General features: G+C 64.5%; 17 protein-coding genes and 1 tRNA gene. 5 read left to right on the plus strand and 13 right to left on the minus strand.

The features are described 5' to 3' along the window. Positions 1 to 29 precede the first annotated feature (29 nt). The 8 genes from ASE85_RS23515 to ASE85_RS10955 form a co-directional block, all read right to left on the minus strand. On the minus strand, positions 30 to 485 hold the full coding sequence (locus tag ASE85_RS23515) for a hypothetical protein (RefSeq protein WP_200928337.1): 456 nt from the start codon (positions 483 to 485) through the stop codon (positions 30 to 32). Between the two features lie 568 nt (positions 486 to 1,053). Continuing rightward, on the minus strand, positions 1,054 to 1,467 hold the full coding sequence (locus ASE85_RS23890) for an excalibur calcium-binding domain-containing protein (protein ID WP_235523489.1): 414 nt from the start codon (positions 1,465 to 1,467) through the stop codon (positions 1,054 to 1,056). 64 nt (positions 1,468 to 1,531) lie between these two features. After that, positions 1,532 to 2,755: a dihydroorotase gene (locus ASE85_RS10930; RefSeq protein ID WP_056687674.1), complete on the minus strand. Its 1,224-nt coding sequence runs from the start codon at positions 2,753 to 2,755 to the stop codon at positions 1,532 to 1,534. Then, complete coding sequence (locus ASE85_RS22975) at positions 2,752 to 2,961, minus strand: hypothetical protein (protein ID WP_156358282.1); 210 nt, start codon at positions 2,959 to 2,961, stop codon at positions 2,752 to 2,754. Before ASE85_RS22975 ends, ASE85_RS10930 begins: the two co-directional genes overlap by 4 nt. Further along, positions 2,958 to 3,953 (minus strand): aspartate carbamoyltransferase catalytic subunit, encoded by a 996-nt coding sequence (locus tag ASE85_RS10940; RefSeq protein ID WP_056687678.1) that lies wholly within the window; start codon positions 3,951 to 3,953, stop codon positions 2,958 to 2,960. Before ASE85_RS10940 ends, ASE85_RS22975 begins: the two co-directional genes overlap by 4 nt. 52 nt (positions 3,954 to 4,005) lie before the next feature. Beyond that, positions 4,006 to 5,616, minus strand: coding sequence for a phytoene desaturase family protein (locus ASE85_RS10945; protein ID WP_056688693.1), 1,611 nt, complete (start codon positions 5,614 to 5,616; stop codon positions 4,006 to 4,008). Continuing rightward, the gene (locus ASE85_RS10950) at positions 5,613 to 6,773 is read right to left on the minus strand and encodes an aromatic ring-hydroxylating oxygenase subunit alpha (protein ID WP_235523490.1); all 1,161 of its coding nucleotides are present in this window, start codon (positions 6,771 to 6,773) and stop codon (positions 5,613 to 5,615) included. Before ASE85_RS10950 ends, ASE85_RS10945 begins: the two co-directional genes overlap by 4 nt. An 81-nt stretch (positions 6,774 to 6,854) precedes the next feature. Further along, positions 6,855 to 7,856 carry a bile acid:sodium symporter family protein gene (locus tag ASE85_RS10955; RefSeq protein WP_056687682.1) on the minus strand — a complete coding sequence of 334 codons (1,002 nt, stop codon included), beginning with the start codon at positions 7,854 to 7,856 and terminating at the stop codon, positions 6,855 to 6,857. A gap of 101 nt (positions 7,857 to 7,957) precedes the next feature. Between ASE85_RS10955 and ASE85_RS10960 the strand changes: the two genes are divergently transcribed. Further along, a complete protein-coding gene (locus tag ASE85_RS10960) occupies positions 7,958 to 8,716 on the plus strand; it encodes an enoyl-CoA hydratase (protein WP_056687684.1) in 759 nt (252 codons plus the stop codon). Positions 8,717 to 8,802: 86 nt separating this feature from the next. On the opposite strand, the gene ASE85_RS10965 is transcribed toward ASE85_RS10960, so the two are convergent. Then, positions 8,803 to 9,741 (minus strand): DMT family transporter, encoded by a 939-nt coding sequence (locus tag ASE85_RS10965; protein ID WP_056687686.1) that lies wholly within the window; start codon positions 9,739 to 9,741, stop codon positions 8,803 to 8,805. A 27-nt stretch (positions 9,742 to 9,768) separates the two neighbouring features. On the opposite strand from ASE85_RS10965, the gene ASE85_RS10970 reads away from it, so the two are divergent. After that, positions 9,769 to 10,362 carry a helix-turn-helix domain-containing protein gene (locus tag ASE85_RS10970; RefSeq protein ID WP_235523491.1) on the plus strand — a complete coding sequence of 198 codons (594 nt, stop codon included), beginning with the start codon at positions 9,769 to 9,771 and terminating at the stop codon, positions 10,360 to 10,362. A gap of 125 nt (positions 10,363 to 10,487) precedes the next feature. Here the strand turns inward: ASE85_RS10970 and ASE85_RS10975 are convergent, their stop codons facing one another. Then, on the minus strand, positions 10,488 to 10,835 hold the full coding sequence (locus tag ASE85_RS10975) for a hypothetical protein (RefSeq protein WP_056687689.1): 348 nt from the start codon (positions 10,833 to 10,835) through the stop codon (positions 10,488 to 10,490). Between the two features lie 72 nt (positions 10,836 to 10,907). After that, a complete protein-coding gene (locus ASE85_RS10980; RefSeq protein WP_056687691.1) occupies positions 10,908 to 11,417 on the minus strand; it encodes a MarR family winged helix-turn-helix transcriptional regulator in 510 nt (169 codons plus the stop codon). 123 nt (positions 11,418 to 11,540) lie between these two features. Here ASE85_RS10980 and ASE85_RS10985 point away from each other — a divergent pair. After that, positions 11,541 to 11,615: transfer RNA gene (locus tag ASE85_RS10985), tRNA-Gln, on the plus strand. Positions 11,616 to 11,902: 287 nt separating this feature from the next. Here ASE85_RS10985 and ASE85_RS10990 read toward each other — a convergent pair. Continuing rightward, entirely contained in the window at positions 11,903 to 13,228 is a 1,326-nt protein-coding gene (locus ASE85_RS10990; protein ID WP_056687694.1) for a sigma-54-dependent transcriptional regulator, read from the minus strand. Continuing rightward, a complete protein-coding gene (locus ASE85_RS10995; RefSeq protein ID WP_056687697.1) occupies positions 13,225 to 14,982 on the minus strand; it encodes a sensor histidine kinase in 1,758 nt (585 codons plus the stop codon). The genes ASE85_RS10990 and ASE85_RS10995 overlap by 4 nt, the downstream gene beginning before the upstream one ends. A gap of 213 nt (positions 14,983 to 15,195) precedes the next feature. Here ASE85_RS10995 and ASE85_RS11000 point away from each other — a divergent pair, with 213 nt between their 5' ends. Further along, positions 15,196 to 16,542: a dicarboxylate/amino acid:cation symporter gene (locus tag ASE85_RS11000; RefSeq protein WP_056687700.1), complete on the plus strand. Its 1,347-nt coding sequence runs from the start codon at positions 15,196 to 15,198 to the stop codon at positions 16,540 to 16,542. A 65-nt stretch (positions 16,543 to 16,607) separates the two neighbouring features. After that, a complete protein-coding gene (locus ASE85_RS11005) occupies positions 16,608 to 18,050 on the plus strand; it encodes an alginate export family protein (RefSeq protein ID WP_056687703.1) in 1,443 nt (480 codons plus the stop codon). Positions 18,051 to 18,255 lie beyond the last annotated feature (205 nt).

Here is an 18,255-nt window from a genome sequence, read left to right on the forward strand (position 1 = left end):
GTATTCTGGATCAGGAAAAGCCGACAAACCTAAACCCGGCCATGCCTGTTGAGTGCTACTACCTCAGGATCATACGGTCCGACCTTCTTACGCTTATTGCGTAGAGATACGACCACAATGCCTAGCGCGGCTGGAATCAGGAAAAGTTGAGGATTTTGAAACAAGCCTGCGCCGGGAATGTAACTGTTCCACCAGAGAACGGCACCAGCGAGTAGCCCACAAACAACTCCGGTTACCATGCGCCAAGGCCTTAGCTTTGCGATGTCAGCTTCAGTCAGTAGCTGTGCCTCGTCACGCAGTGCCATCAAGACGGTCTCGCCATCCGCATTGAGCGGCAAATCTAAAGCAGCGGCCCGCAAGCGAATGCTGTTCAGTTCCGCACTGCGCAGCGATGTCGACGTGAAGTCATCCCAGTCCCGCTCACCACTGGACCCGTTTAGGAATGCCCCAATCGTATCAACTACGTATTTCCGCTCATCTTGCATGGTTGTTGAACTGCCCCAATGGCAGCTTGCAGGCAATCGCGCTTTTCGATGGAACGGCAATAAATGGTCGGGAGTGGCGATTCCCTTACCCCTCTCCCCCTTGAGGCAAAGGGCTGCGCAGACTTGGCAGCTTGCTGCCTCCTCGTAGCTGGGTGAGGGGGATGCAACCTCACGAAAATAGGCCGGCCTTGCGCCAGTCCCCCTCATCCAACGCCGCCTAACCGCTTCGCGGCAAGGCTTCATATCCTTCTCCCCCCGGAGAAGAAGGATGACCGCTTTCGATCGCCGCCAGCCACCCCGCATCGCGCTTCCAATGTAGGATTTTCTCTGGTCTATCCTGCGGGATGAAAGCCTCGCCCTTCAACAGCGCGATCCATCGGCCAGTTGTCATCCGCATCGCTGCGGCGTCGGCGCGCGGGAGTCGCGGCCATGTCGCTTTGATGGCGCGCGGTCGAAACCCGAATGTGGCGCCGGTGACGCTTCGCGAGCGCGTCGCGAGCGCCTCGCGGACGCTTAAGGTCCAAAAAAGCCGCACGACACCATGAACTTCGCCCTGTCGCGTTGCGCATCAGCGCCCCGGATAATCCTCGCAGGCGATGCCGTCCCCGTCGCCATCCATATGCACGCCATAGCCCGGCTGTCCGCGATGGAGCGGCGTGGCGCCCGCGGCCCTGGCTTCGCGACAGCCTCGATAGGACCAGCTTGCGCGGGACGACGCCACTGCGGCTGGCGATGTCGCAACCTGCCGCACGCGCGGCGCGGTGGTTGCGCCACCGCCGCTCGGCTGTTGTCCGTCCAGATCGGCAGCGGACATCGGTCGTTCAGGGCCGATCGTGTTGCGGGTCGGTCGCCATGGCGTGCTGTCGACCGCCGGCGTGGCGACCGCCGGTTCGCGCGTGACATAGCGCGATGCCATGCCGCCGATACCGCCGATGGCCACGGCCGCCAACGCCGCCTTGATGGCAAAATTTCCTGCTGTCATGCTCTGCGGATATGTCGATCACGGTAAAGGATCGGTTGCCGCAAAGATGACAAATGCCGTTCGGCTACAGGAAAACGCCGCCCTTCATCACCCGCCGTGCACGGCCCTGCACCGGCACCCGGTCGAAGGGCGTGTTGCCCGCCGATGCCGCCATCTTCGCGCTGTCCACGATCCACGGCGCATCGGGATCGACGAAGATCAGGTCCGCCGCGCTGCCGCTTGCAAAACTGCCGGCGTCGACGCCCAATATCCGCGCCGGATTGGCGCTCAGCAGCGTCATCAGCCGGCCCATGCTGACATGCCCCTCCCGCACCAGATTGAGCGACAGCGCCAGCAAAGTCTCCGCCCCCGCCATGCCCGGCGAAGCGTCGGCGAAGGGCAGGCGCTTGTCCTCCGGCCCGCGCGGATCGTGGCTGGATGTGATGACGTCCACCGTCCCGTCCGCCACAGCCGCCAGACTGGCCTGCCGGTCGCGCTCGTCCCGCAATGGCGGGGACAGCCGCGCGAACGTGCGGAAATCGGTCGCGGCCTGATCGTTCAGGAACAGATAGGCCGGGCTGATGCCGCATGTGACCTTCAGCCCCTCCGCCTTGGCCGCGCGGACAAGCGAGAGGCCCGCCCGCGTCGTCACCAGCCGGAAATGGATCGCCGCGCCGGTTTCGCGCACCAGCATGATGTCGCGCGCGATCGCCAGCGCCTCGGCGCAGGCCGGCGCATGCGGCAGGCCGAGCCGCGTCGCCGTCTCGCCGCTGGTCGCCACGGCCTTGGCCGTCAGCCCGCCATCCTCGGCATGGGCGATCAGCGTCAGGCCAAGGCCGCTGGCATAGGACAGCACGCGCAGCATCACGCCTGAATCGGCGATCCATTGCCGCCCGGTGCCGACCGCCCTGGCGCCCGCCATCTGCATCAGGCCCATCTCGGCCATTTCCTGACCCAGCAGGCCGCGCGTGGCCGCCGCGATCGGATGGACCCAGAAATCGGGCTTGCCTGCCCGCGTCGCCTGCCGGATCAGGCCGACGTCGTCCAGCGGCGCGCGCTGGTCGGGCATCAGCGCCGCGCGCGTGATCCCGCCGAAATGAAAGGCCGGCTTGTCGGTGGCGAACACGCCCAGGTCGATCAGGCCCGGCGCCACGACCAGCCCGCCCGCATCGACCCGCTGCGCATCGTCCGGCACCGCGACATCGCCCGTCGCGACGATCCGGTCGCCCTCGATCAGCACAGTGCCGGGCGTCAGCGTGTCACCGGCGGGATCGGCCAGCTTGCCGTTGATGATGGCTATCTTGCTCAAGCGCCGACTCCCTCAAAACTAACTCCGTCATCCCCGCGAAGGCGGGGATCCATCTCCCAACCTTGCGACTGGGGATCGGGTGGGAGATGGATTGCCGCCTGCGCGGCAATGACGAAGAGGGGCGATGCCATCATGCCCATCCCGCTTTTCATGTCGGTCGGGACGGTCAAGACCATCCCGCTTTTCATGTTGGTCGGGACGGTCAAGACCATCCCTCCACGCCCCGCGCACTGCGCGTCAGCACATCCAGGCACGCCATGCGCACCGCCACGCCCATCGCCACCTGTTCGGTGATGGCGGACCGTTCGGGATGATCGGCCACCGAACTGGTAATTTCCACGCCCCGGTTCATCGGCCCCGGATGCATCACCAGCGCATCGGGCTTGGCGATGGCCAGCCGCTCCGGCGTCAGCCCGTACAGCGCATGATATTCGCGCGGAGAGGGGATGAAGGCCCCGTCCATCCGCTCATTCTGGAGCCGCAGCATCATGACGACATCGGCGCCATCCAGCCCCTCGTCCATCCGCGTAAAGGGCGTCGCCCCCAGCATCTCGACCTCCGGCGGCAGCAAGGTCGGCGGCGCCACCGCGCGAACCTGCGCGCCCAGCGCGGCCAGGCACAGCATGTTGGACCGCGCCACCCGGCTGTGCAGCACATCGCCGCAGATCGCGACCACCAGCCCCTCGAACCCGCCCTTGCGGCGACGGATCGTCAGCGCGTCGAGCAGCGCTTGCGTGGGATGCTGATGCCACCCGTCCCCCGCGTTCAGCACCGGACAGTCCACCTTGTCAGCGATCAGCCGCACCGCGCCCGAACTGGCATGGCGGATCACGATCACGTCGGCCGCCATGGCGTTCAGCGTCATCGCCGTGTCGATCAGCGTCTCGCCCTTCTTCACGCTGGACGTGGCCGCTGCCATGTTGACGACATCCGCGCCCAGCCGCTTGCCGGCAATCTCGAACGACAGCAACGTGCGGGTGCTGTTCTCGAAAAAGGCGTTGATCTGGGTCATCCCCGCCAGCCGGTCGTCATGCTTGCGCGCCCGGCCCTTGTTCGCCTGCGCCCAATGTTCGGCCTCATCCAGCAGGAACCGGATTTCCCAGGGCTTCAGGTCCGCGATGGACAGAAGATGCTTGTGCGGAAACAACGCCCGGCCGGTCAGCTCGGGAGTCGCATCGGGAATGAAGATGTCGGGCATGAGCCGGTGCTTTAGGGGAGCCAGCCGGGGAGGGCAAGGCGTCCTGACACGCTTATCCCCGCCCGCGCCATTTCCCGAAGATCGCCTTGTCCTTCATCACTTCCCGCGCTGCATTATGGCCCGGCGCACCCGTCACGCCGCCGCCCGGATGCGTGCCCGCGCCGCACATATACAGCCCCTTCACCGGCCCGCGATAGGCCCCATGGCCCAGCACCGGGCGCGCCGCCCACATCTGGTCCAGCGTCAGATTGCCGTGCATGATGTCGCCGCCGACCAGTCCGAACTTGCGCTCCAGGTCGAGCGGCGAATGAATCTGCCGCGCGATCACGCTCTTGGCAAAGCCCGGCGCATGCGCCTCCACCGTCGCGATGATATGGTCCGCCGCGGCATCCCGCTCATCGTCCCACGAACGCCCGTCGGGTAATTCCGGCGCGAATTGCTGGCAGAACAGGCTTGCGACATGGCACCCCTCCGGCGCGAGGCTGTCGTCGATGGTCGACGGAATCAGCATCTCCACGATCGGCGCCTTCGACCAGCCGTCCCGCTTCGCGTCCAGAAACGCCCGGTCCATATAGTCCAGTGTCGGCGCGATGATGATCCCCGACTGGTGATGTTCGCCCATACCGGGCAGGCAGGTGAAGTCAGGCAGGGCGGACAGCGCCACATTCATGCGGAACGTGCCCGACCCCGCCTTGAACGCCTTGATCCGCTTCGCGAAATCGGTCGGCAGGTCGGCGGGGTCCATCATCCGCTCATAGAGCAGCTTCGGCCCGACATTGGCGATCACCGCGCCGCCCATCACCTCCTCGCCGCTTGCCAGCTTCACGCCCACCGCGCGCGCGCCATCCACCAGCACGGACGCGACCGGCGCCTCCAGACTGATCTCCACGCCCATGGCGGTCACGATCTGCGCCATGATCTGCGTGATCGTGCCCATGCCGCCGACGCTATGGCCCCAGGCGCCTTTCTTGCCGTTCACCTCGCCAAACACATGGTGCAGCAGCACATAGGCGCTGCCCGGCGTATCGGGGCTGGCATAATTGCCGACCACCGCGTCGAAACCGAACGCCGCCTTTACTGCGTCGCTCTCGAACCAGCTATCCAGGAAGCTGCGGGCCGATTTGGTGAACAGGTCCAGCACGTCGCGCTGCTGTTCCAGCCCCAGTCCCGCGATCCGCCGCCCCTGCTTCAGCGCCTCCACGATCATGGTCAGCCCGTCGCCGACATTGGGCGGGCTTTTCAGGACCAGATCGCGCAATATATCGGCCACCACCTCCAGCGCGTCATAATAGGCCGGCAGGGCCGCCGCGTCATGGGCGCTGAACTTGGCGAACTCGGCCTGCGTCTTCTCCAGCCCGCCGCCCAGCTTCAGATAGCCGCCATCGGGCTGCGGCAGGAAATTGCTGATCGGCCGCTCGATCACGCGATAGCCATGGTCCGCAAGCTTCATGTCGCGGATGACCTTGGGGTTGAGCAGGCTGACCGTATAGCTGGCGGTCGAATTGCGGAAACCGGGATGAAACGCCTCCGTCACCGCCGCGCCGCCGACGATATCGCGCCGCTCCAATATGCGGACCTTGTACCCGGCCCGCGCCAGATAAAAGGCGCAGACAAGGCCATTATGCCCACCGCCAATGATGACCGCGTCATAGGATTTGCTCATGCCTTGCTGCTCCATCCCATCCCCGGCGCGCGATGCAGCCGCGCCTGCGGAATCACCGCCCGCACCCGCCCGCAAAAATGCCGCAGCGCCACTTCCTGTTCGCTCAATGGCCCCACGGTGAAGCTGGCCGATGCCATCCCCGCCTGCACCCGCCCGACCAGCGCCGTATCCTCGGCATTGACCTGCCGGTTGATCCGCCAGTTCAGATAGCGCGCGGCTTTCATCTCCCTGCGATCGTCGGGCAGCGCATAGCTGATCTCCCGGATCAGCGTCTGCGTCGGCGACACCGGCAGCCATGCCATGAAATCCACCTGATCGGGATAGATGTCGAAGGCGAAGTTGGGCCACAGCTTATAATAGGTCCACAGCCGCTGCCGCTCCGTCGGCAAGTGCGGCACTTGAGGCAGGAAATGCTGATAGGCCCGCTCGGACAGGTTGGCCGATGGCCGGTCGATGATCGGCCCCCACATCTTGTCGGCATGGGCGGACGCTTCCACCCCATAGCCATCACCCATCAGCCGCTTCAGCCCCGGATGCGCGACCGCGATATGCAGCCCGTCCGAATAATTGTCGCCGATATTCTTCCAGTTCACATCGCGCGGCCGCAACGTCACCCGCCCCAGCGCGCGCAAGTCCCCGAAGCGATAGGGTGAGACCTCCGCCTCATGGGGCGCCATCATCTGCGCCACGGATGGCCCGCCATCATCGTCCAGCCGCACGAACAGGAACCCCTGCCAACTGTCCACGTCGACGCCCGCCAGCCCATGATCGGCCAGCGCAAGGTTCTCGCCATAGCTGGCCTTCATCGGCACGCCGGTCAGCCGTCCGTCCGTCTCATAGGTCCAGCCATGATAGGGGCAGACCAGCTTCTTCGCGCAGCCGCTGGCCCCATCGACGATCCGCGCGCCGCGATGGCGGCAGACATTGGTGAAGGCGCGCACGGCGCCATCGTCGCCACGCATCACGATCACGCTTTCGCCGACATAATCGAGCGTATGGAAATCGCCGGGGTTCGGGATATCGCTGTCATGGCAGACGATCTGCCAGGACGGGCGGAAGATGCGCTCCACCTCCGCCCCGAAAAACTCGGCGTCGGCATAGGTCCAGGCCGGCAGGCTCCATCCCGCGTCGGGATCATTGCCGGACAATGGCCTCACCTCATCCCCTTCCATCACGTCCAATGCCCCCCGGCCTCGTTATGTTTTACGTCTGTATAACAGTGTGTCGCAAAAGTCTATTTACCTGTCCAACTCGCTGTCTCGATTTGCAGCCGGATCGGCCTGCGCCTGCGCGCCATAGCGCCGCGCCAGCCAGGCGCAGGCCATCAACTGGATCTGGTGGAACAGCATGATCGGCAACAGGATCGGCCCGACGGCTGCTGCCGGGAACAAGACGCCGGCGATCGGCACGCCCGACGCCAGGCTCTTCTTGGACCCGCAAAATTGCAGCACGATCGCATCTTGCCGCGACAGGCCCAGCATCCGCCCCAGCGCCAGCGTGAACAACAGGACCACCACCAGCATCGCGATGCACAGCCCCGCCAATACCAGCAGTTCCTCGCTCGATACCTTGGCCCACAGCCCCTCGACCACGGCGGCGGAGAAGGCGGCATAGACGACCAGCAGGATCGACCCGCGATCGACCCGCCCGATCATCGCCTTATGCCGCGCCACGAAACCGCCGATCCACGGCCGCAGCAAATGCCCCACGACGAAGGGCAACAGCAGTTGCAGCACGATCCCTTCGGCCGACGACAGCGAAATCAGGCTGCCGCTGCCGCTCTTCTGCATCAGCAGCGCGACCAGCACAGGCGTCAGGAAAATGCCCAGCAGGTTGGAGAAGGACGCGCTGACCACCGCCGCCGCGACATTGCCCCGCGCGATCGCGGTGAAGGCGATGGACGACTGCACCGTGGACGGCAGCAACGTCAGGAACAGCAGTCCCGCGCGCATATCCTGCGGCACGAACCCGAATCGCCCTATCAGAAGCCCCAGCAGCGGAAAGGCGGCAAAGGTCGTCGCCAGCGTCGCCAGATGCAATTTCCACGCCTTCGCCCCGTCCCATATCGCCTCGCGCGACAATTTTGCGCCATGCAGGAAAAAAAGCAGCACGATGCCGGCATCCGCCACCCAGTCCGCAATCCGTGCGCCATCGCCGCGCGCTGGCAGGATCGACGCTAGGGCAACGGTGGCGATCAGCAGCATCAGGAACGGGTCGAGGGCTTGGCGCAGGCGGTTCATGGCTATTCCGGGTCGAGCGATGGATTGCGGCGGGGGATAGACGCGGCGTCCTGCCTGCGCCAACAATTTCCCCTTGGATGCAGACAAGGAGAGGCTGGCCCATGAACGACCATATCGCGATCACGAAAAACCAGGGCGTCGTGGAAATCATGATCGACCGCGCCGACAAGAAGAATGCGCTGACCGCGCCCATGTACCGCGCCATGACCGCCGCGCTGGCGGATGCCTCCGCGCGTGCCGAAATCGGCGCGGTGCTGATTACAGGGCAGGGCGATGCCTTCTGCGCCGGCAACGACCTTAAGGATTTCATGGCCGGGCCGGAGGGCGGAGCGGCCGCGTTCGATTTCATCCGCGCCATCGCCGCCTTCGACAAGCCGCTGGTCGCGGCGGTGCAGGGGTTGGCCGTGGGCGTCGGCACGACCATGCTCTTCCATTGCGACCTCATCTACGCCGCGCCGGACGCGCGTTTCGTGATGCCCTTCGTCAATCTGGGAATCGTGCCGGAAGCCGGCTCCAGCCTGCTCGCGCCGGCGGTGATGGGGCATGCGAAGGCAGCGGCGATGCTGTTGCTGGGCGAACCGCTGGATGCCGAAGGCGCCGACCGCGCGGGTCTCGTCACTGCGGTCGTTCCGGCGGACGGCTTGCTCGCACATGCCCGGACCAGGGCGGCGGCGCTGATGGCCAAGCCACCCCAGGCCCTGCTCGCCACCCGCCGGCTGATGAAGGGCGATCCCGCCTTGCTCATCGCCCGGATCGAGGAAGAAGCACGCCTGTTCCGCGAAAGCCTGTCCTCGCCCGAAGCGCAGGAAGCCTTCGCCGCCTTCTTCGAAAAGCGCGCGCCTGTTTTCAACCGGAAATGAGGGTTTAACCCCTCCCCTTCAGGGGAAGGGTTGGGTGGGGCGGGTGATCGTCAAAAACATCTCTGTCCTACACGCCCCGATCTGCGTTAGGCCGATGCCGGTTCTTTGACAGCGTCGGCTCCCGCGCATTTTTTCTTCCGCCCGAATTGCATCTCGCTGACGATCACCGCCGCGACGATCAGCAGGCCGCCCATCAGCGCCGTGGGTGGCAGCCTCTCGCCTGCGATCCGGCCGATGATTCCCGCCCAGACCGGTTCGCCGGCGTAAATCAGCGTCGCCCGCGTCGGTGACACCGTCCGCTGCGCCCAGTTCATCACGAACTGGATCAGCGCCGTCATCGCGCCCAGCCCGCAAGCGCTCAGGCCTACGGTCCAACTGAGCGGCGGCACAGGCTCGCCCACCGCGCCCATGCAGGCAAAGGCCAGCAGGGATGTCACTGCAAGCTGCACCAACGTCACCCGCGCCACATTCACCTTGCCCGCCCACAGGCTGATGAAGATGATTTCCAGCGCGATCGCCACCGTGCTGATCAATGTCAGTGCTTCGCCCTTGCCCAGCGCCAGCCCGTCCTTGGGCGCAGCCACCAGCATCAGCCCGATGAAGGCCAGCGCCACGCCGATCCAACTGGCCAGGCGCGGCCGCCGCCGCAAGATGATCCACTGCATGATCGGCACCAGCGGCACATAGGCGGCGGTGATGAAGGCGGACGTACTGCTGCTGATCGTCTGCAATCCCCATGTCTGGAGCGAATAGCCGACGAAAATTCCCAGACCGATCACCAGTCCGGCCCATAATTCCTTCGCGGTAAGCCCGCGCATCACCGGTAGCGCCATTGGCAGGGCGATCAGCGCGGCAGTGCCAAAGCGCAGGCCGACGAAGAAGAAGGGGCCGGTTTCCTGCACGGCATGATGCACGATCAGGAAAGTGCAGCCCCAAAGCACCGTCACGCCGATCAGCGCAAGTTCGGGGCGGCCGATCATCAGGTGCGGAGAGTCGGGCTTGCCGGAGGCGTCATTGTGCAACATAATGCACATCGCCCTATGAGCAATATATTGCACAGTCAAGACACGCCGACGCTGGATTCGCGCATGCCGGAATCGCGTCCCGACGTCCTCGCCCATGTCGCCGGCAATGTCCGCGCGCTTCGCGCCGAACGCGGCCTCAGCCAGGATGGACTGGCAACGGCGGCCGATGTCAGCCGTCGCATGATCTCCGGCATCGAAAGCGGGGAGGCGAATGTCAGTCTTTCGACGCTGGACCGGCTGGCCCACGCGCTCGACGTCAGTTTCTCCCGCCTCGTCCGGCCGCCCGAAATGCCGGACAACAGCCGCATCGACAGCCTTGCCTGGCGCGGGCAAAGCCCGGACAGCCGGGCCACGCTGCTCGGTACGGTGCCGGCTGCACGGGAAGCCGAATTATGGACATGGTCGCTGGGGGCAGGGGAGTTCTATCCGGCCGAAGCCGACGCCGCCAACTGGCATGAAATGCTCTATGTGATGGACGGCGCGCTGACCGTGGAGGTGGAGGGCGCGGACCCCCGGCGCGTGGAAAGGGGCGACTTCCTGATCTTCACCAGTGATCGCCCCTATCTTTTCGCCAACCGCGAAACGGAACCGGTCCGCTTCGTCAGAAATGTGGTATTCTAGAGCGCGCTGCGTTAAATCCGACGCAGGTCGCGCGCTCTAGTTTTTTGTTTTCGCATCGTTTTAAGCGAAAAACCGGTGCCCACTTTTTCGCACGATGCTCTAGCCGAATGGACTAAGGCTGAACCTCAGTCCTTCTTCAGGTCACTGCCGGCTTTTTCCAGCGATGATCCGACGTCATGCTTGGCGTCCTTGGCCTCACGCTTCGCATCGGCCGCTGCATTCTCGCTCGCCGCACCGATCCGTTCGGCGCCATTGTCGATCGCGCGGCCGGCATGGTCCAGCCCGTTGTCGATCTTTGTCCCGGCATGATCCAGCCCGTTGTCGATCTTGGCTCCGGCATTATCGACCGCATTGGTCACGTCATCACCGATCGCCGACCCGGCATTTTCCAGATTGTCCTGGGCCTTTTCCGAGCAGGCGGACAGGCCGGCGACGGTCAGCACCGCGACCGCAGCGAGTAGGGATGTGCGCATGGTGGCTCCTCTTGCCATTGAATGATGCGTGTCTAAGCGCAGGAGACGGCAGAAGGTTTCGCAGCCGTGTCGTTATCCGCCGCGCAGACCGAACACCATCGACCGGTCGGCCTCTGGAATAAGCCCTTCCAGCACGCGCCAGAACCCCGTCACCGATCCCTGTCCTGCCTGGGCATAGGCGGTCGCCATCTTCTCGCGCAGCGCGCGGAACAGTTCGGCCTCCAGCGCCTTGCCGGCTGGACTGAGCCGCAGCAATTTCTGTCTGCGATCGCTCGCCCCGGTGCGGGTCTCGATATAGCCGCGTTCGACCAGATCGTTCAGCACCCGCCCCAGCGACTGTTTGGTGATGGCCAGCAGCCGCAACAAATCCTTGACCGTCAGGTCCGGCTGGCGGGAAATGAAATAGAGCGCCCGGTGATGCGCGCGGCCCAGCCCCTGTGCCAACAGCCCTTCGTCGATCGACCGGGTCAGCGCGGAATAGCCGAAATAGAGCATCTCTATCCCGCGCCGGATCTCGTCCTCGCGCAGGAACAGGGGGGAAGCAGGGCTGATCTGCGTGGCGGAGGCGTTGGAAACCGACATGAAGGGTTGTGATCCGGCAAAAGGGGTGCGCGCATATTGGCGTCATCAAACTATCATGACTAGGGCTTTCCTTTCGCAGATGACGCGCTATATGCCGGTCCGCGCCGACAAGATCGGCGCTGCTGGGGCGTCGCCAAGCGGTAAGGCAGCGGCTTTTGATGCCGCCATGCGCAGGTTCGAATCCTGCCGCCCCAGCCAGTTCTTCATATAGATTTCTCTGCTGATCGAGATGATCGTGCCGCATTCGTTGGGTTTGGTTGCCCGGCGTGGCGATTGTGCCGACTTTCATCGAGAAGCGCTCCCCCCGGCCCGACGCCAGGGTCTGGACCCGATAGCCGGGGGACTTGCCGCCAGATCCCGTTTCACTGGGTGAATGAGGAGGCGATGGGGATGGCGGATTTCTTCCGGTTTTCCGATACGCAATGGGCAGCGGAGCGAGCCGCTGCCGCCAACCGACGATCGTCTTGGTGAAGCGCGTGGCCGGCTCAATTTCGATATCGATCGATCTCTATCCCGTGGCGGTTCAATTTGTCGTAGAAGGTTTTGCGCGGAAGTTGCAGTTCGGCCATGGCGGATCGGGCGTCGCCCTGGACGCGCTCCAGAACCTGGCGGATGATGCCCGCCTCGAACCGTTCGACCTGATGAGCGAGCGAGAGAAGCCGCCCATCGGCAGCGCCATCCGCCTGCATCCCCAACAGGGTCCGCTTGGCGAAATTGGTGAGTTCGCGCACATTGCCGGGCCAGTCATGGTCGGCCAGATAGGCTTGGATGTCCGGGCCGATCCGGGGGACGTCCCGCTTCATCTGATCCGCGGCCTGATGCAACAGATAGCCGAACAGCAGCGGAATATCGGCGCGCCGTTCGCGCAGTGGCGGGATTCGCAGGCGCACCATGTCCAGCCGGTAAAGAAGGTCGGCGCGAAATCGCCCTTCAGCAACGCTGGCCTCGATCCCCGGCTTGGTCGCTGCGATCACGCGCAAGTCCACCGCTTGCGGCTGCTGCGCACCGACCGGCAGGATTTCCCGCTCCTCCAGCACGCGCAGCAACGCACCCTGCAACCAGGCGGGGCTGCTTTCTATCTCGTCCAGAAACAGCGATCCCTTGTTCGCGCTCGCAATCCTGCCTGGCTGGATCGAACGGTTGTGCGACGCCCGGCCGCTTTCCTGTCCGAACAGATCGACCTCCGCAATGGCATCGGGCAGTGCGGCGCAATTGATCGCCACGAAGGGGCGGCCGCGCCTGCGGCTCCAGCGATGGAGCAGCGTCGCGACCAGTTCCTTGCCGGTGCCCGTCTCCCCTTCGATCAATATATCGACATCGGCGTCGGCGACCTGGCGTATATTATCGCGCAGCCGGATCATGGCGGGCGTTTCACCGATCAGCGGCTCGCCGCCCGCGCTCTCGTCCGCCGCCGCTCTAAGGCGACGATTATCGAGTACCAGCCTCCGCATCTCCAGCGCCCGGCGCGCCGACGCGACCAGATGATCGGTGGCAAATGGCTTGGCGATGAAATCGAACGCCCCGGTTCGCAGCGCCGCGACCGCCATCGACACGTCGCCATGGCCGGTCATGAGTATCACCGGAATTTCATGATCGATCGCGGCAACCCGCTTGAACAATTCCATCCCGTCCATGCGCGGCATACGGATGTCGGATATGATGGCGCCGCCAAAGCCTGCGTCCAGCCGCGCCAGCGCCGACTGGCCATCGGCGAAGGCCTCCACCGTCATGTCCGCAAGCTGGAAGGACTGTAGCAGGGCGTTGCGCAGGTCGTCGTCGTCATCGATCAGGATGATCGGCATCTCGCTCATAGGGCTTCCAATGTCATACGGAACAAGGTGTGTTCGTCAGTCGCCACATGGTCGAGCGTGCCGCCAAACTCGACCATGATGTCGCGCGCAATATGAAGGCCGAGGCCCAGGCCGCCCGCTTTGGTCGTGGCAAAGGGCATGAACAGTTGGTCGGCTACGGCGGGATCGATCCCCCCTCCACTGTCGCGGACGTCCAGCGCAATTTTGCCTTGCGATTGCCCCAGGTCGATCCTGACCCAGGGGTCGGGCCTGTCGCGCACCGCCTCCAGAGCATTGGTCAGCAGGTTCACCAATACCTGTTCCAACCGCACGCGCCCTGCCTTTACGATCAGGTGAGGACCGGGCGTTGGCAGCGACAGCGCCACGCCAGCCCGGCGGAACTGGTCACCGACCAGCAGCCGCGCTCCATCCATCGCCTGTGCCAGCGATACAGGGCCGATCGTACCGACGCCGCGTCGCGCATAGCGCCGCAACTGTGCGGTGATGCTGCCGATCCGGTCCGTCATCGCCACGATTTCGCGCAGGTTGGTGGCGGCCTGTTCGGGCTGCGCGCGCACCAGAAAGGCGGCGGCATTTTCGGCGAAGGTGCGGATCGTCGCCACCGGCTGGTTGATTTCATGCGCCACCCCGGCGGAAATCGTGCCCAGCGTGCCCAGGCGATTGGCATGGGCCAGTTCCTCACGCGCCTGCCGATAACGTAGATCGGCCGCCGCCCGCGCGTCCATCTCCCGCGCCAGATCGCCGGTGCGCAGGGCGACTTCCCGTTCCAGAAGCGCGCGCGTGTCGAGGGACCGGCGTCGCCGCACAATGGCCCATGCCAGCCCGGCGAGCAGCAGCGACAGCAGGATGGCGAACAGAATGGCGGCGATCTCCGCCCGCTGTCGCGCCGCCTGCAACGCGCCATCCAGCGGTTCGATATGATAGAGTCGCCAGCCGGGGACCGGCGCGGCGAGCGTGGCAGTCATCGCCTGCGATCCATCGCCCATCCGGGTAAGTCCGTCGGACCCGATCGTCATGCCCAGCGGCGTCAGCGGTGCGCCGCCAAATTGCAACGCCTGCTTGATCTGTGCCTTGCGCGCCGGATCGATCGGCCGCAGCGCGCGAAAGCGTAGCGCAGGGTCGCTGCTGATCAACAAGACGCCATTGGCGTCTGCGACGAAACTGAGCGCTGGCCGGTCCCGCCAGGTCCGTTCGATCGCATCGAACTCCACCTTGATCACGATCACGCCGATCGGACCGTCGCCATCCTCGATCCGACGAGACAGATAGAGGCCCGGACGGCGGCTGACAGTGCCAAGCGCGAAATATTCGCCCCCGCCTTTGGCCCAGCCCAGGCGATAATAGGGGCGAAAGCTGTAATCCTGTCCCACGAAACTGCTGGGCAGGCGGGCGTTGGACGCGGCGATCGTGCGCCCGTGCCGATCGAGCGCGAAGATCGCGCCCGCGCCGGTCTTGGCCTTCAGCACCGCCAGCTTATCGTTCAGCGTCATGTCCGTGCGCCCCGAACGCAGCGCCACGCGCAGATCGGGATATTCGCTCAGGACCACAGGCAACAGACGGAACTTCTGTAATTCTGAGTCCAGCAGGCTCAGCACGGCGCGGGTCTGTTGCGTGGTTTCACCCCGTTCCGTCGCGATCGCCTGCGCGCGCAGGGCGACATGGTAGCGATCGGCGAACAGGGCGGAGGTCGCGACGATCCCCGCAATCGCCAGCAGCCACGAAACCCAGGCCGGGAGGGAAGCGAAACGTCTCATGGATGTGTGGATTATCACACAATCGTCATCGAAGCGATGCGGTAATCCACATATGCGCGGCTGTCAGACGGAAGCTGGACTGCAATAATAATGTTCATTATCAATGCACTGATCGATATTTGCTCCAGCATTTGGCGCTGGCCACATTTCGCCGCACCATCAGCATGCCGCAAAGACTGAGCCAGCGGCGGCTATGGAGATGGAGCAAGCGCTATGATCAACCAGACCTTCCCGGCCTCCGTGCCACCGCCCCGGCGCAAGGGATTTGCCTCCCAACTCTATGTGCAGGTGCTGGTCGCGATCATGCTCGGCGCGCTGCTCGGCCATTTCTGGCCCGTCTATGGCGAAGCTATGAAGCCGCTGGGCGACGGCTTCATCAAGCTGGTCAAGATGATCATCGCCCCGGTCATCTTCCTGACCATCGTCACCGGCATTGCGGGCATGAAGGAATTGGGGTCGGTCGGCCGCGTGGCGGGCAAGGCGTTCGCCTATTTCCTGACCTTCTCCACCCTGGCGCTGGTCGTCGGCCTGATCGTCGCCAATGTCGTGCAACCGGGTGCGGGCATGAACATCGATCCGGCCACGCTGGATGGCGGCGCGGTCGCCGATTATGCCGCCAAGGCGCATGAATCGACGCTGACCGGCTTCCTGCTGGGTGTCATTCCTGCCACATTGGTCAGCGCCTTTACCGACGGCAACATCCTGCAAATCCTGCTGGTTGCGATCCTGTTCGGCATCGCCATCAGCATGGTCGGCGAACCCGCCGCGCCCGTCATCCGCTTCCTGGAGCGGTTGAGCCTCATCGTTTTCAAACTGGTGTCGATCCTGATGCGCGCGGCCCCCATCGGCGCGTTCGGGGCGATCGCCTTCACCATCGGCAAATATGGCGTCGGCAGCCTCGCCAATCTGGGCGCGCTGGTCGCGACCTTCTACCTCACATCGTTGCTGTTCGTGGTCGTGGTGCTGGGCACCGTGGCGCGGCTCACCGGCTTTTCGATCTTCAAGCTGCTGCGGTACCTGAAGGCCGAACTGCTGCTGGTGCTGGGCACATCCTCGTCGGAAGCTGCGCTGCCAAACCTCATCGAGAAGATGGAGCGGGCGGGCTGCGAGAAATCGATCGTCGGGCTGGTCGTCCCTACCGGCTACAGCTTCAACCTGGACGGCACGAACATCTACATGACGCTGGCCGCGCTGTTCATCGCGCAGGCGACGGGTGTGGAATTGACGCTGGGACAGGAACTGCTGCTGCTGGGCGTTGCGATGTTGTCGTCCAAGGGCGCGGCAGGCGTGACCGGCGCGGGCTTCATCACGCTGGCCGCGACGCTCTCGATCGTGCCGACGGTGCCGCTGGCAGGCATGGCGCTGATCCTGGGCGTGGACCGCTTCATGAGCGAATGCCGCAGCCTGACCAACTTCATCGGCAATGCCGTGGCCACCATCGTCGTTGCACGCTGGGAAGGCGGACTGGACCGCGAGAAGTTGAACGCCGCGCTCGACGGGCGCATCGCCGCGCCGGTCGTGGCTGCCGCGTCGCCGCAGGCCGCCGTCCACGCCGCCTGAGATACGTCCCCGGAGGCGCGCGCCGACCATAGGCGGCCCTCCGCTACCCGATCGGTTTCAAAGCCATGTTCATGACTCGCTTGCTATGCGGCGCGTTCACGCTCGCCTGCGCGATGCCTGCCGCCGCCCAGACCGCAGCCCCGCAAACCTATCCCGCCGCTGCGCAAGGCGATGGCGCGACAACAAAGGGCTATAATCTCTCCCGCTGGGCGGAGGATTGGACAGCCTATCGCGACAAGGCCAAGCGCGACGATATCCTGGACCGCCTGAAATATCTGCCGCTGGACGATGACGGCGACATCTATCTGACGCTGAGCGGCGAGGCGCGGTTGCGGATGAACCTGACCAGCAATCCGCAACTGATCGAAGGGCCGGAGCAGCGACAGGACATCCTGCGCCTGGTCGGCGGCGCCGACCTCCATATCGGCGATCATCTGCGCTTCTATGGCGAGATCGCCCATGGGCGATTGTCGGGTAAAAATGTCGGCACGCCATCGGGATCGCTGCGTAATAATTTCGTCCGCCAGCAATATTTTGCTGAAGCCAAAGGCGGGATCGGCGACGTCGATCTGGGCATCCGCTATGGTCGGCAGGAATTTACCGATGGTCCCAACCTGCTGATATCCCAGCGCGACAACAACACCATACGCTTCGTCCTGAACGGCGCGCGGGTCTGGGCGCGCACGCCGACCATGCGCGCGACGTTGTTCGATTTCGAAACGACGGATCTGGGCAATGGCGGGCTGGGCGACGATGTGCCGGACAAGAACCGGCGGTTCAGCGGCGTGTCGGCGGGTTTCGTGCTGCCGACCCACTGGCTGGGCGGATCGAACCTCTATTTCGACCCCTTCTTCTGGCGGCGGCGCAATCGCGTGGGGACGTGGGGCGGTGTCGTGTCGCCCGCCGTGCGCTATTATGCCGGGGCGCGGCTGTGGGGCGATGTCGGTCCCGTGGCGCTCGACTGGACGCTGGTCCACCAATATGGCCAGTTCAACGATCGCCCGATCCGTGCCTGGCAGGCCTTTGCCGCGCAGACGGTCCGGCTCGGCGCGGACAAAAGTGCGCCGCGCGTCGGCGTCCATGTCGATTATGGCAGCGGCGGAGGCGGCTATGACAAGGGCACGCTACGGAACGCCTACGCGCCGTTCGGCAACAATATCTATTTCAGCTATGGCCTGTTCCTGACCGCCACCAACCTGATCGCGGTCGCACCGAATGTCTCGTTCCAGCCAGCGAAGGGCGTGCGCGCCAGCCTGGAATATCAGTTCAGTTGGCGCGACGATCAACGCGATGCCGTCTATCGCGCCAACTACACGCCCTATGTCGGCACGGAGCGGGTTGCGGGCAAAGCGGTGGCGCAACTCGCACGCGCACAGATCGTCTATTCCATCTCGCCACGAGTCACCCTGACCATGCGGGCCGAATATCTTCAGGCGCAGGCGGTGTTGAAGGCAGCCGGCTATCGGAATTCGGCCTTTCTTGCGACTTGGCTGAGTTTTCGATTCTGATGTCAACTATCCTGTCGTCGTCGGACCCGGCCTCGCCACAGCCTTGCCAATCAGACGGAAAACCTCACCAGAATCGCCTTTGCCGATGTCCGTTATCGGGCGGGATCGGTCGGCCTGCGCGATATACTGGTCGCCCGGACAGCGTTGCGGGATGCGCGGGCGGCGCAGGCGTCCTCGCGCCAGCCCCTTTCATCGCTGCGGTTGG

This window comes from Sphingobium sp. Leaf26 (assembly GCF_001421665.1).
Taxonomy (GTDB): Bacteria; Pseudomonadota; Alphaproteobacteria; order Sphingomonadales; family Sphingomonadaceae; genus Sphingobium.

Bases quoted from the DNA above. Each gene is read 5' to 3' on its own strand.
- ASE85_RS10990 (WP_056687694.1), bottom strand. From the start codon at position 13,228: ATGAGCGAGATGCCGATCATCCTGATCGATGACGACGACGACCTGCGC.
- ASE85_RS10980 (WP_056687691.1), bottom strand. From the start codon at position 11,417: ATGTCGGTTTCCAACGCCTCCGCCACGCAGATCAGCCCTGCTTCCCCC.
- ASE85_RS23515 (WP_200928337.1), bottom strand. From the start codon at position 485: ATGCAAGATGAGCGGAAATACGTAGTTGATACGATTGGGGCATTCCTA.
- ASE85_RS23890 (WP_235523489.1), bottom strand. From the start codon at position 1,467: ATGACAGCAGGAAATTTTGCCATCAAGGCGGCGTTGGCGGCCGTGGCC.
- ASE85_RS10940 (WP_056687678.1), bottom strand. From the start codon at position 3,953: ATGCCCGACATCTTCATTCCCGATGCGACTCCCGAGCTGACCGGCCGG.
- ASE85_RS11005 (WP_056687703.1), top strand. From the start codon at position 16,608: ATGTTCATGACTCGCTTGCTATGCGGCGCGTTCACGCTCGCCTGCGCG.
- ASE85_RS10960 (WP_056687684.1), top strand. From the start codon at position 7,958: ATGAACGACCATATCGCGATCACGAAAAACCAGGGCGTCGTGGAAATC.
- ASE85_RS10955 (WP_056687682.1), bottom strand. From the start codon at position 7,856: ATGAACCGCCTGCGCCAAGCCCTCGACCCGTTCCTGATGCTGCTGATC.
- ASE85_RS10995 (WP_056687697.1), bottom strand. From the start codon at position 14,982: ATGAGACGTTTCGCTTCCCTCCCGGCCTGGGTTTCGTGGCTGCTGGCG.
- ASE85_RS10945 (WP_056688693.1), bottom strand. From the start codon at position 5,616: ATGAGCAAATCCTATGACGCGGTCATCATTGGCGGTGGGCATAATGGC.
- ASE85_RS10975 (WP_056687689.1), bottom strand. From the start codon at position 10,835: ATGCGCACATCCCTACTCGCTGCGGTCGCGGTGCTGACCGTCGCCGGC.
- ASE85_RS11000 (WP_056687700.1), top strand. From the start codon at position 15,196: ATGATCAACCAGACCTTCCCGGCCTCCGTGCCACCGCCCCGGCGCAAG.
- ASE85_RS10965 (WP_056687686.1), bottom strand. From the start codon at position 9,741: ATGTTGCACAATGACGCCTCCGGCAAGCCCGACTCTCCGCACCTGATG.